At 55.8% G+C, this 12,450-nt stretch carries 11 protein-coding genes; 5 read left to right on the top strand and 6 right to left on the bottom strand.

The window, feature by feature from the left end:
* Positions 1-176: 176 nt before the first annotated feature.
* The gene (locus BGP77_RS04365) at positions 177-1,799 is read right to left on the bottom strand and encodes a methyl-accepting chemotaxis protein (protein ID WP_108163507.1); all 1,623 of its coding nucleotides are present in this window, start codon (positions 1,797-1,799) and stop codon (positions 177-179) included.
* Positions 1,800-2,060: 261 nt separating this feature from the next.
* Between BGP77_RS04365 and BGP77_RS04360 the strand changes: the two genes are divergently transcribed.
* From BGP77_RS04360 to thpD, 5 genes are all read left to right on the top strand, one after another.
* Positions 2,061-2,327 (top strand): DUF4212 domain-containing protein, encoded by a 267-nt coding sequence (locus tag BGP77_RS04360; protein ID WP_108163506.1) that lies wholly within the window; start codon positions 2,061-2,063, stop codon positions 2,325-2,327.
* 10 nt (positions 2,328-2,337) lie between these two features.
* Entirely contained in the window at positions 2,338-4,038 is a 1,701-nt protein-coding gene (locus tag BGP77_RS04355) for a sodium:solute symporter family protein (RefSeq protein WP_108163505.1), read from the top strand.
* A gap of 100 nt (positions 4,039-4,138) precedes the next feature.
* Entirely contained in the window at positions 4,139-6,013 is a 1,875-nt protein-coding gene (locus BGP77_RS04350) for a DUF294 nucleotidyltransferase-like domain-containing protein (RefSeq protein ID WP_108163504.1), read from the top strand.
* Complete coding sequence (locus BGP77_RS04345) at positions 6,006-6,605, top strand: 3'-5' exonuclease (protein WP_108163503.1); 600 nt, start codon at positions 6,006-6,008, stop codon at positions 6,603-6,605. The genes BGP77_RS04350 and BGP77_RS04345 overlap by 8 nt, the downstream gene beginning before the upstream one ends.
* Positions 6,606-6,863: 258 nt before the next feature.
* Entirely contained in the window at positions 6,864-7,823 is a 960-nt protein-coding gene (gene thpD / locus BGP77_RS04340) for an ectoine hydroxylase (protein ID WP_108163502.1), read from the top strand.
* Between the two features lie 2 nt (positions 7,824-7,825).
* On the opposite strand, the gene BGP77_RS04335 is transcribed toward thpD, so the two are convergent.
* The 5 genes from BGP77_RS04335 to BGP77_RS04315 form a co-directional block, all read right to left on the bottom strand.
* Complete coding sequence (locus tag BGP77_RS04335) at positions 7,826-8,272, bottom strand: helix-turn-helix domain-containing protein (protein ID WP_108164357.1); 447 nt, start codon at positions 8,270-8,272, stop codon at positions 7,826-7,828.
* Between the two features lie 41 nt (positions 8,273-8,313).
* Entirely contained in the window at positions 8,314-9,069 is a 756-nt protein-coding gene (locus tag BGP77_RS04330; protein WP_108163501.1) for an SDR family NAD(P)-dependent oxidoreductase, read from the bottom strand.
* Between the two features lie 250 nt (positions 9,070-9,319).
* The gene (locus BGP77_RS04325) at positions 9,320-10,102 is read right to left on the bottom strand and encodes a ParA family protein (RefSeq protein ID WP_108163500.1); all 783 of its coding nucleotides are present in this window, start codon (positions 10,100-10,102) and stop codon (positions 9,320-9,322) included.
* 264 nt (positions 10,103-10,366) lie between these two features.
* The gene (locus BGP77_RS04320) at positions 10,367-11,185 is read right to left on the bottom strand and encodes an ion transporter (protein WP_108163499.1); all 819 of its coding nucleotides are present in this window, start codon (positions 11,183-11,185) and stop codon (positions 10,367-10,369) included.
* Between the two features lie 77 nt (positions 11,186-11,262).
* Positions 11,263-12,369, bottom strand: coding sequence for a nitronate monooxygenase family protein (locus BGP77_RS04315; RefSeq protein WP_233252299.1), 1,107 nt, complete (start codon positions 12,367-12,369; stop codon positions 11,263-11,265).
* Positions 12,370-12,450: the final 81 nt, after the last annotated feature.

Raw genomic sequence — 12,450 nt, 5'->3', positions numbered from 1 at the left:
CCAAGCCCTTACTGCGAGCGAAAACGTTACGGAATAAGAGAAACAAGTGGATGGGGGTAAAATTAACGCAAGAGCGGGGCCAGTTACTGCTTGGTAACGGCTTTTTATTGTGTTTTCGCGACGGTTGGCAGCGAACCCGAGGATGTTGGGCCACTGCCGGTAACCATTCCGTCGATTTAGAGCTTAAAGCGGCCGACCAGTTTGTTCAGCTCTTCCGCCAGTCGCGCCAGTTCCTGACTGGAGGCATTGGCCTGTTCGGCACCGGCGGCGGTCTGGGTGGCCAGATCACGAACGGTGATGAGGTTGCGATCCACTTCCCGCGCCACCTGTGCCTGTTGTTCCGCGGCACTGGCCGAGGCGGTGTTGTGGTTGCTGATGCTGCTGATTAAGGCGGCAATGGCGTTCAAGGCATCGCCGGCTTCACGACCGGTCTGCAAGGTGCTGCCAGCGCTTTCGTTGCTGGTGCTCATGGCGCCAACGGCGCGCTCGGAGCCGGCTTCTACCGCTTCGATGATGCGCTCGATTTCATGGGTGGAATCGGCCGTGCGCTGTGCCAGGCTGCGCACTTCGTCGGCAACGACCGCAAAACCGCGGCCATGCTCACCGGCACGGGCCGCTTCGATGGCCGCGTTCAAGGCGAGCAGGTTGGTTTGTTCGGCAATGCCGCGAATCACGTCGAGCACCGAGGTGACATCGGCGATTTTAGACGACAGATCTTCGATATCGCTGGCGGTGCTTTTGATCACCGTCACCAGGCTTTCGATGGACGTAACGGTGCGTCCTACCTGTTCCAAACCATAACGAGACCGTTCTTCAGCCTGCTGCGATTCTTGCGCGGTTTCGTTGGCGTTATTGGCAACCTCTTCGATGGCGGCGGTCATTTCGGTCACCGCGGTGGCCGCCTGATCCAGTTCTTCAGACTGTTTCTGCAAACCCTGAGTGGATTCGCGGCTGACCGCACTGAGTTGCTCGGACGCCGACGTCAGTTGGTCCGACGATTCGTTAATGCTCATCAGGGTGGTGCGCAGGTTTTCCTTCATGCGTTGCAACGCACTGAGCATCTGGCTGGCTTCGTCGCGACCAATGACCTGGATGTCGCCCGTCAGGTCGTTGTCGGCCACCACATTCGCCACCTCAATGGCTTGGCGAATGGGACCGACAATACTGCGGGTCAGCCAGAGGGCGCAGAACACCACCAGCACGATGACCACGCCGATGGCACCCAGAATCATCATGCGCGCCATGTCGAACGTTTGTTGGGCGGTGGTTGAGGAATCGCGGATGCGTTGTTTCTGAAACCTCACCAGTTCGGCAATTTCCTGGCTGATCGACGCGGCCAACGGCGCCAGATCATTTTCCAGAATCGCTTCGGCGGCTTCTTCACGACCGGACAGCGCCAGTTCCTGCAGGCGTTCGTTCAACGGCCAGTACTCATCGAAAGCCGCCAGCATTTCGCCGTAAAGCTCAATGGCTTCCGGCGCGCGCATCAGACCTTCAAATTCAATCTTGGCGTCTTCCAGTTCGGCGCGCGCGGCGGCGACGTTGGCGGCGTAACGCTCAATGGTGGCAGTGGATTCCGAGGTCAGCATGTTGGCCGTCTGGACTCGAACCCGCAGAAAGCTGCTGTTGATGTTAACGATGGCTTCCAGGCTGGGCAGACGGTGAATGTCGATGGTGATGATTTCTTCATTCAGATAGCGCAACTGGTTCAGCGCAAAACCACCCAAACCGACGAGAAATAACACGATGATCGCGAAAAAGGCTCCCAGGCGGGGGCCAATAGAGATGTGTCGAAGCATGGTCGCCCCTCCTTGGTGGCAATCTGCCGATAACAATGCCTTTTGCAGGTGATTGCAAACTCGCCGTGTTATCGACCGCCGACCCGGTCGCTTTAGAAGGCAGAGCCGCGCACGGTGGCTGTCTTAGGCCATTGGTCTAACCCAATACCAAAGTATAAGCGCTGATGTGCAGGGGGAGTGTTAGGTTGCTATCGCTCGCAACTGCCTTTACTCCGACCCGTCCGGTGGCAGTAAAACAACAACAAGATGGAGGAAAACTCGATGAGCTTCGAGAGCAAAGAGCACGCCGTCCAGTACTGGCGTGAAAATGTTCGTCTGTTGCTCACACTGCTGGTGATCTGGTTTGTCGTTTCATTCGGCGCCGGAATTCTGCTGGTAGATGTGTTGAACGAAATTAAATTCTTTGGGTTCAAGCTGGGCTTCTGGTTCGCTCAGCAAGGCGCGATCTATGCCTTCATTGTGCTCATCTTCGTCTATGTGAAGAAGATGAATACATTGGACCGCAAGTACAACGTCCAAGAAGACTGAGGAGCGCCCCATGGATATCCAAACCTTAAGTTATCTGTTTGTGGGCGCGACCTTTGCGCTCTACATCGGTATCGCGATCTGGTCGCGCGCCGGTTCCACCAACGACTTCTACGTCGCCGGTGGTGGTGTTCCTGCTGTTGCTAACGGCATGGCGACCGCCGCTGACTGGATGTCAGCCGCGTCCTTCATTTCCATGGCAGGGATTATTTCCTTCCTCGGTTATGACGGCTCGGTTTACCTGATGGGCTGGACCGGTGGCTACGTGCTGCTGGCTCTGTGTCTGGCGCCTTACCTGCGTAAGTTCGGTAAGTTCACCGTGCCGGACTTTATTGGTGATCGTTACTACAGCCAGACTGCCCGGGTCATCGCCGTGATCTGTGCCATCTTCGTGTCGTTCACTTACGTGGCCGGCCAGATGCGTGGTGTGGGTGTGGTGTTCTCGCGCTTCCTGGAAGTGGGCGTTAACACCGGTGTGGTCATCGGTATGATCATCGTCTTCTTCTACGCCGTACTTGGCGGTATGAAGGGCATTACCTATACCCAGGTGGCTCAGTACTGCGTGATGATCTTCGCTTATATTGTTCCGGCGATCTTCATCTCCTTGCTGATGACCGGCAACATCATCCCGCAGCTGGGCTTCGGGGGCAGCGTTGCTGATGGCACTTCCTTGCTGGCGAAACTCGACGGCTTGTCGACGGAACTGGGCTTTGCTCAGTACACCGAAGGCTCCAAGCCGATGATCGACATCTTCGCCATTACCTGCGCTTTGATGGTTGGTACAGCGGGTCTGCCGCACGTCATCGTGCGTTTCTTCACAGTACCGAAGGTGTCTGATGCTCGCCGCTCTGCGGGTTGGGCGTTGGTCTTCATTGCCATCCTGTACACCACAGCGCCAGCGGTTGCCGCTTTCGCTCGTGTGAACATGATCAACACCATTAACGGCGAAGACGCTCAGGGCACGCTCTATGAAAACGCCCCGAGCTGGATCAGCAACTGGGAAACGACGGGTTTGATCAGCTGGGAAGACAAGAACAATGATGGCCGTATGTTCTACGCTGCCGATGAGCGCAACGAAATGAGCATCGACCGCGACATCATGGTTCTGGCCAACCCGGAAATTGCTGAGCTGCCGAACTGGGTAGTTGCGCTGGTTGCTGCCGGTGGTATGGCGGCGGCACTGTCGACTGCTGCGGGTTTGTTGTTGGTCATCTCGACGTCAATTTCGCATGACTTGCTGAAGCGAAATCTGATGCCGGATATCACCGATAAACAGGAATTGATGTACGCCCGTTTAGCTGCTGCTGTGGCGGTAGTCGTGGCCGGCTATCTGGGTATTAATCCACCCGGCTTCGTGGCGCAGGTGGTCGCCTTCGCCTTCGGTCTAGCAGCGTCGAGCTTCTTCCCAGCGATTATTCTGGGCATCTTCCACAAGAAGATGAACAAAGAAGGCGCGCTGTCTGGCATGGTCGTTGGTATCACCTTCACCGCCGCTTACATCATCTACTTCAAGTTCATCAACCCGGGCGCCAATGTCTCTGACAACTGGCTGTTTGGTATCTCGCCGGAAGGCATCGGTACCGTGGGTATGATTCTGAACTTCGTGGTGGCTTTCGTCGTTCACAAAGTGACTGGCGATGCACCGGATGAAGTTCAGGATGTGGTAGAAAGCATCCGTTTCCCGAAAGGATCCGGCGCTGCTTCTGCACACTGATCACAACCGTGATTGATGAAAACCGGGGCGATTGCCCCGGTTTTTTTATGAGTGATCAACCGTGGCAGTGCTATGCTGAAAGCACGGACAGGAGGCTGTTATGAGCAACGCCGACGATCTCAAAGACGTGGTCGATTTCCTCGCTGAAACCTTACCGTTTTCCGCCTTGCCGGCGGAGGATCGACTCGATGTCGCGCAACGGCTGAGCGTTGATTACATCCCACGTCATGCCAACCAGCCGTTGGCATTGGCACCAACGCTGTACATTATCCGAACCGGCGCTTTTGAATTGCGCACCGCCGACGGCGAGTTGCTGGACCGCCTGGGTGAACACGATTTATTCGGTATCAACACCTTACTCAACGGCAACCCAGAAGGGTTGACCGTCTACCCTATTGAAGACGCCTTGGTCTACAAACTCAGTTCTGAAGCGGTCAAAGCCTTCAGCGCTCAATACGAGCCCATGGGTGATTTTTTTCAGCAAGTCAGCAGTCAGCGCAATCGGCTCAATCGATTGGCGCGCAACCGGCAATCCAAGCCGCGTCTGGAAACGCAATTAACGCAGAGCGTGCGCGACGTGATTACCGCTGACGCCACCCCGGTTGGCTGTGTTCCAACCACATCCATACAGCAAGCGGCCCAGTTAATGCGCGACGAACGAGTGTCGTCCTTGATGCTGCTCGATGGCGATGTCTTGGGGGGGATCGTTACTGACCGCGATATTCGCAATCGTGTCGTTGCCGAAGGGTTGGATTTGCAGTTACCGGTGTCAAACATTGCCACCACCGATCCGATTTTTATCGATGCCGGTGCCCTCTTGTTTGACGCGCAAAAAATGATGAGTCAGCACCGTGTTCATCATTTGCCGGTCATGGAACAAGGCCGGGTGATCGGCATGATAACGGCGACCGATTTGGTACGGGCGCAACAGGTGTCCCCGCTGTTTTTAATCGATGACATTCAACGTCAGAACGATTTGGACAGCCTGTCCGAATTGCGACACCGCATACCCGCGCTGATTCACAACTGGGTGCAGGCTGACATCAGTCCGGTGGAAATGGGTCGCGTGCTGGCGGCCATTGGTGACGCTTTTGTGCAGCGCTGCATTGCGCTGGCACAACAGGAACTGGGTGACGCGCCGATGCGCTTTGCATGGCTGGCATTTGGTTCGCAGGCGCGCATGGATCAAACCTTCGCCTCGGATCAGGACAACGCCCTGATTCTCGAACGTGAACCCAACCAACCCGAAGCCGACTATTTCCGAAAATTGGCCAACTGGGTCTGCCCCGCGTTGGCAAAATGCGGCTATGTGCTGTGCCCCGGTGACATCATGGCGAGTAATCCACAATGGCGGTTATCGGTGGCCGACTGGCAGGCGCGGTTTAACGAATGGGTCGATGCCGCCTCGCCGAAAACATTACTGAACAGCAGCATCTTTTTTGACTTACGAGTCATTGACGGCGATGCCGATTTGCTCGCGCCGGTACAAAAAAACCTGTTGGCACGCACCCCGAAAGCCGATTTGTTTCTGGCCTTAATGACGCAAACCGCGGTACGTAATCGTCCGCCTTTGGGCTTTTTCCGTCGCTTCGTAGTGGAAAGTGGCGGTGCGCATGAAGATGCCTTGGATTTGAAACACCGCGGCGTGGCGTTGATCAATGATCTGGCCCGTATTCATGCCTTGGCCGGTGGTTTATCCGCGGTCGGCACGCACGCTCGTTTGCAGGCGGCCATGGACGCTGGCTTGCTGGAAGCCGATGCTGGCCACAGTCTGATGGAAGCCTGGCATTTGATTGCGGCACTGCGCATTGAAGAACAAAGCGAAGCGGTTCGGCGGGGTGAAAAACCCACCAGTTTTCTGGACCCGGATGCACTCAGCCCACTGACCCGGGCTCACCTGAAAGATGCCTTTGGCACCATACAAGAAGCCCAGCAGATGGCGCTGAACCGTTACGCCCGAGGTCAGTATGGCTAAACCCTTGTGGCACGAACGGCGCTTCTGGGTATTGGATTTGGAACTGACCGGATTGGACCCAGCCGAAGACCATGTCTTAAGCGCAGGCTGGGTGAGCATTGAGCGCGGTGAAATTCGTCTCGACCAGGCCGGTCATTGTTTGTTTCAACAGAGCGCCATCATGGGTGACGATGTGATGGGCAGCGCTCATTTGCATCATATTACCGACCAACAACGTGAAAGCGGTGAGCCATTATCGACGTGGTTGAGTCAAGCGTTGCAACAACACGCCGATGATATCTGGGTGTTTCATCACGCCCCGCTGGACAGTGGCTTTCTGAAAGAACAATGCCGTCGTTTTCAGTTAGTTTGGCCAAAACCCACCCTCCTCGACACTCTGGCGTTCGAGCGCAAACGGCTGCCGCGTGAACGGCCACCGGGTTATCGTGACTTGACCTTAACGGCGTGTCGCCGCCGATACGGATTGCCGATTTACCGTTCACATCATGCGTTAAGTGATGCCTTGGGTACGGCGGAATTATTGTTGGCGCAAATCCGTTCACGAGTGGGCAACAGCGCAACGCTGAAGGACTTGTTGCGGGCGTATCGTTGAATCTGTGATCTGCTCGGCACCGCTGCCCTTGAAAGGCCAATGGACAACCTCACACAGGGGTCCGTTGGACGACTGAATAACTCAGCGCCCTGATGGCCAGGCAGTATCGCCCGATGTTGCGTTCTGGCTTCTCAAATACCGCTTAATTGCGCGTTCGACCGACCTCATGTCGGGACTGCCAGGTCTGTTTTTTTTTAAAGCGCCTGCACTTCAAAACATCATCGAATTGAATCGTCACTCGTCAAGGGAGAAATTGACATGCGTGAAGCACAGGATCGTTATCCTACTCGAATTGAACGACGGCCGAAGCCGTTTGAACGTCTCGACCCGGTGGTTTATAGCCAAGGGTCGACGCAGCGCGATGGGCCACTCAGCGAAGCTCAATTGCGCGACTACGATGATCAGGGTTTTTTATTTTTTAAATCCTTTTTTTCACCCGAAGAAATGCAAGGGTTTGTCGACGATCTGCAAGACTACGATCGCGATACGGAGCTTAAGAAAAAAGATCAGGTCATCATTGAACCTCATACCGATGAGATTCGCTCCATTTTTGCGATACATGAATTATCGCGCCGTTTTGATCGCCTGACCCGAGATCCGCGTCTGTTGGATATGGCGCATCAAATTCTGGGCAGTGAGGTTTATATCCATCAATCGCGTATCAACGATAAGCCGGGTTTTACCGGCACCGGTTTTAACTGGCATTCTGATTTCGAAACCTGGCACAGCGAAGACGGCATGCCACAGCCACGCTGTTTCAGCGTTTCGATTTTGCTCAGTGAGAATAATCAGTTTAATGGTCCGTTGATGTTAATTCCGGGCTCACATCGCTGGTTTGTACCTACCGGCGGGCAGACGCCGCAAGAGCATTGGAAGTCGTCACTGAAAAACCAAACCGTAGGGGTACCGACGCCGGATGTATTGCATCGGCTGATCGACAAACATGGTCTAGCGGCACCTCAGGGCCCGGCCGGTTCCGTGGTGATTTTTGAAAGCAATGTGTTGCACGCATCGGCAAACAATCTGTCGCCTTGGCCACGCCGCAATTTGTTTTTTGTGTATAACTCGGTTGCAAACCAGGCGGTTGATCCATTTTGTGGGCAACCGCCACGTCCGGAATTTGCGGCGACGCGTGGAGAGGTTGAACCATTGCGTCGATTACAGTCGAACGCTGGCGCTCAACAAGGTCAGCCATTGGCCGCAAGTTTCAAGCATTGAACTCAGGGAGCTGCCGGTGAGGTGGGTGGTTCATGATGGTCATGCTGACACAAGGCGTGATTTCTGAGCACCTCAATCACCTGGCAGTTGGCCACGGTGCTGTGAGCACGGTGGTCAACCATAGCGACTAACTCGTCTTCCAAAGCGCGCAAGCGCGCGATGCGCGAACGCACTTCGGCTAATTGCTCTGCAGCAATCTGATCGGCCAGGTGACAAGGTTCTTCGACCTGGTTGGAAAGCCGCAACAAAGCGCGAATGGCATCGAGCGAAAACCCTAATTCGCGAGCATGGCGAACGAACATCAGCCGGTCCAGGTCAGCACTGCGATAACGCCGTTGTTGCCCCGCTGTTCGCTGTGGCGCCGCAATTAATCCGATTTGCTCGTAATAACGAATCGTCTGGACATTGCAGCCAAGCTGTTTGGCTACCTGGCCGATGCTGTAATCCATGTTCATTCACCGTCGCTGTTTTCAGTGTGTCATGTGACTGTTTATTGAGCTGTAAAGCCACCATCGATGGGTATGACGGTACCATTGATGTGTGGCGCGGCATCGCTGAATAAAAACGCAACCAGTTCAGCAACTTCCTCTGGTGACCCGAAGCGTTGTTGTGGAATGGCCGCTTCGTTGCGGGCGACGATATCCGGATGCGCTTGGCGGTAGGCTTTGATCAGTGGCGTTTCGGTGGCGCCGGGTGCGACGGCGTTGATGCGGATACCCTGTTTGGCGTTTTCGACCGCGATGGTTTTGGTGATACCGGCCATGCCGTGTTTGGTGGCGGAGTAAGTGCCTACACCCTCGATGCCCACCAAACCTGCGGACGATGCCATATTCACGATGGTGCCAGCGCCTTGTTTCAGCATGACTTCCAGCACGTATTTCAATCCGTAGAGCGCACCGCGCAGATTGATGTTCAGCACCTCATCGATCTGTTCGATGCTGTTGTCCACAAAGGGCGTACCCGGTCCGGAAATACCGGCATTGTTGAAAAACAGATCAATACGGCCGAAGTGTTCCACGGTGGTATCCACGTAGCGTTTGACGTCGGCAGCGCGACTGACATCGGCATGGACAAACAGCACCTCTACACCAAGTTTTTCCAGTTGCGTTCGGGTTGCCTGGCCGGTGTCTTCATTTATGTCGACCAACACAATCTGGTTACCCTGATCGGCCAGTTTTAATGCCACGGCCTGGCCAAGACCACTGGCGCCGCCGGTAATGATGGCCACTTGCGATGTATCTGACATGCGGATTCTCCTTTAATGCAATGAGTGGAATGACGCTGTCGTCGTCCTTGGCGCCTGATCGGCACGACCTCCTGTGTTTACCATATTCGAACGACCGTCGAAAAAACACTGACAAGATGGGTGGGCGAATGGGATTGGGGATAGTAAGTGGGGCGTTCCGTGCAGCGCCGGTTTTACGGACGCGAAAAACCGGTCAGATAGCCAGCAAACGGTGCGTTTGCTGGCTTGGGGTCGGTCGATGAAGGTTGTGTCAGGCGCTGAGTTGTTCCTGGTCCGCTCGCAACAAGGATTCCAGCAAGTGGCTGTACGCCAGCCAACCCGGACTTTCGGCGTTGCGATCACCCAGAGGCACGCCGAGCCGGGCGGCATCGCGAAAACCGGTATCGACGGGAATGGGCTGCGGCCACAGCCGATCCGGATATTCGTTTTTCAGGTTTTGCAGACACAGCCGTGAAGAGCGGGTGCGCGGGTCGTACAGCGTGGGCACCAGCGTATCGGGTAACGGCCGGTGAATGGATGAGCGCAATCGGTTCAAGGTGGCACTCATGCCTTGCAGGCTCGACAACGCCATGGGATCGGTTTGCACCGGAATGATCAGTCGATGCGCCGCGGCCAGGGCGTTGATCAACAACAGGCCGATCAGTGGCGGTGTGTCGATCAGCACATGGTCAAAATCGTTGCTCAGCAGTTTCAAGGCCTGGCTGATGGTCTGCCCCATTCCGGCCTGACGGGTGAGGTTTTTCTCCAGAGTGGCCAAAGCGGTGCGGCCAGGAATCAACGTTAAATTGGGTAAGCCGGTCTCGGTTAACAGGCTGACCGGGTGCGGCCGGGTTTCGGCCGGCTGAAACAGGTGATAACTGCCAGGCTGAGGCGATTCCGGGTCGTCTTTGAAGTAGCTGGTCAGACTGCCTTGCGGGTCCAGATCGAGCAGGAGCACGCGCTTGCCCTGCTCGGCGAGCAAAGCGCCCAGGCTGACAACGGTGGTGGTTTTGCCAACACCACCTTTCTGGTTCGCCACGGACCATATGACCATGGGGCTGGTTCCTTTGTTCAATTCGTTCGTCGATAAGTGTTATAGCCGCCGGAGTATAGCGATCTTTAGGCCGGGTATCTGCCATGGCGACCGTGAGTGTGCCAGCGGTCTAGAGCAGCGTAGTCGAAAATCAGGCGGGGTGTGGGCTCGGAGGCGAAAAATGGCGTTCCGTGGCTTGGCCCGGTGCCGCATGGTTTAACCGGCGCTGATCCAGATTGCTGACCGTCGAGCATACAGATTACCCAGAGTGAGCGCCGGCTGTGATCAGGAGCGACGCTCCAGGTTTTCTTGAATTTGCGTCAGCTGCGCTTGCATCTGACGCAGCTGTTCGTTCATATCCTGTCGCTCGGTTTTTGCCTGCTCGAGACTTTCAGCCTCCTGCTCGGCCTGCATCACTTCCAGAATCGCACCGACCATCATGTTTAAAAACACGAAAGCGGTAAGGAAAATAAAGGTCAGGTAGTAAATCCAACTCAGTGGATGCACTTCCATCGTTTCATACATCACATCGGTCCAGTCTTCAAAGGTTGCGACGCGAAAGAGCGTGAGCATGGAGATGGATACATCGCCCCAGAGCGTTTCGTTAATACGACTGAAAAACAGCGAACCCAGTGCGCCATAAATGTAGAAGATGATGAACATCAGCAGGGCGATGTACCCCATGCGCGGTATGGCTTTGAACAAGGCGTTGATCAGTGACCGCAGTTCCGGCACGACCGAAACCAGACGCAATACACGGAAGACTCTCAGCAATCGGCCGATCAAAATGACGTCGGAGTTTTCCAGCGGAATCAGGCTGCCGATGACGACCAGAGTGTCGAATAAATTCCAGCCATCGAGCAGGAAGCGCTTGCGGTCTTCGCAGGCCATAAAACGCAACAGAATTTCGACCAGAAAAAACAGCGTGATGGCGTTGTCGAGAACCGACAGTGTGTGCTCAAAAACCGGTGGAATATCGTACGTCTTGGCGCCGATGGTCAGCGCCGACAGGATGATGATAAAGATAACGCTGCCCTGGAAAAACGGGCTCGTTTCGATGCGCTTAAGGCGGGTAGCAATGCCAGTCGGGGCCGAGGGCTGCATGAGGATCTCCACTGTAATGCCGATTGATTCTAGTGGCAGACCCAGGCTTGCTCAACGCTTTCGCGCGCCGGTGCGGTTTAATCGGGACTGAGGCCTGCTTCGTGGGCCAGCGTTGCAACCAACTGAGCGGCGGGCATGGCGCGTGCTCGCGGTGCACCGCTGCCGGCCCAATGAGCGGCAAAGTCGACACTGCCGGCACGGCTGGCAGCCGCGGCCAGTGCTTTGCCCGCTTGATAAGCGATGGGGTAGTCCGGCAGTGGTGGCGCTTCGGGTCGGGTTAATTCGGTGTATGCGCTGTTGAGGATGCCGCGCGCCGGACGACCGGAAATGGCCGCGGTGATGCCGGTTTGAATCGATGGGTTTAACCCCAGCGCCTGGCGATGAGCGGTGCTGGCTGACGATTCAGGGCAGAGAATAAAGGCGGTACCCAACTGCACGGCAACAGCGCCAGCTTGCAACTGAGCCTGGATGTCCTCACCGGTCATAATGCCACCCGCGGCGATCACCGGGCACTGGCACTGCGTCAGTAGCTGTTTCAGCAGCGTTTCGATAGGCAATTGTGCATCGCAGTGTTGCGGTTCGAAGGTGCCGCGATGGCCGCCGGCTTCGTTGCCTTGCGCGACGATCATATCGACGCCCGCCGCTTCAATTTGACGCGCCTCATCGACACAGGTCGCGCAACCGAGCGTGACAATGCCGTTGGCTTTCAGTTGGGCAATCCAGTCCGTTGGCGGCAGCCCGAAATGGAAGCTGACGACCGCCGGTTGTTCTTGCAGCAGCAATGCCAACAGGGCCGGGTCGTCATTGAAGCTGATGTAGGGAACGCTCAGATTGTTTGGCGGTTCGGCGTTGAACTGTTCAAACCAAGGGCGCAAATACTGCAGCCAGTCGGCCTCGCGTTGCGGGTCTGGTGTGGGGGTGCGATGACAGAACAGATTGACGTTAAAGGGTTCACTCGTTAATGCACGCGTGGCGTTGATCATTTCCCGCGCTTGTGCCACCGAGCTGGCCCCGATGCCAATGGAGCCCAGGCCGCCCGCATTGGAAACCGCAGCGGCCAGCTGGGGTGTCGACACACCCACCATGGGTGCCTGAATAATGGGATAAGGTCGCTGCAGTGAAGACCAGAGAAAAGGATCGGCAGTCATCGGGTATCGGCTCCAGCGTGCTTGCAGTGCGGCCATAGAAACGCCTTTGACCGGAGAAGTCCACAGCAGCCTAAGGCTGTGCTAGCGTTTATCGTATAACAACAGGTCCGTTTTTAT

Origin of the sequence: Saccharospirillum sp. MSK14-1 (assembly GCF_003054965.1) — a bacterium.
In the GTDB taxonomy this organism is placed as follows: Bacteria; Pseudomonadota; Gammaproteobacteria; order Pseudomonadales; family Natronospirillaceae; genus Saccharospirillum.
This window is presented reverse-complemented; position numbering and strand designations above follow the sequence as displayed.

Bases quoted from the DNA above. Each gene is read 5' to 3' on its own strand.
- thpD (WP_108163502.1), top strand. From the start codon at position 6,864: ATGCGTGAAGCACAGGATCGTTATCCTACTCGAATTGAACGACGGCCG.
- BGP77_RS04335 (WP_108164357.1), bottom strand. From the start codon at position 8,272: ATGGATTACAGCATCGGCCAGGTAGCCAAACAGCTTGGCTGCAATGTC.
- BGP77_RS04345 (WP_108163503.1), top strand. From the start codon at position 6,006: ATGGCTAAACCCTTGTGGCACGAACGGCGCTTCTGGGTATTGGATTTG.
- BGP77_RS04320 (WP_108163499.1), bottom strand. From the start codon at position 11,185: ATGCAGCCCTCGGCCCCGACTGGCATTGCTACCCGCCTTAAGCGCATC.
- BGP77_RS04365 (WP_108163507.1), bottom strand. From the start codon at position 1,799: ATGCTTCGACACATCTCTATTGGCCCCCGCCTGGGAGCCTTTTTCGCG.
- BGP77_RS04360 (WP_108163506.1), top strand. From the start codon at position 2,061: ATGAGCTTCGAGAGCAAAGAGCACGCCGTCCAGTACTGGCGTGAAAAT.
- BGP77_RS04325 (WP_108163500.1), bottom strand. From the start codon at position 10,102: ATGGTCATATGGTCCGTGGCGAACCAGAAAGGTGGTGTTGGCAAAACC.
- BGP77_RS04350 (WP_108163504.1), top strand. From the start codon at position 4,139: ATGAGCAACGCCGACGATCTCAAAGACGTGGTCGATTTCCTCGCTGAA.
- BGP77_RS04355 (WP_108163505.1), top strand. From the start codon at position 2,338: ATGGATATCCAAACCTTAAGTTATCTGTTTGTGGGCGCGACCTTTGCG.
- BGP77_RS04315 (WP_233252299.1), bottom strand. From the start codon at position 12,369: ATGGCCGCACTGCAAGCACGCTGGAGCCGATACCCGATGACTGCCGAT.
- BGP77_RS04330 (WP_108163501.1), bottom strand. From the start codon at position 9,069: ATGTCAGATACATCGCAAGTGGCCATCATTACCGGCGGCGCCAGTGGT.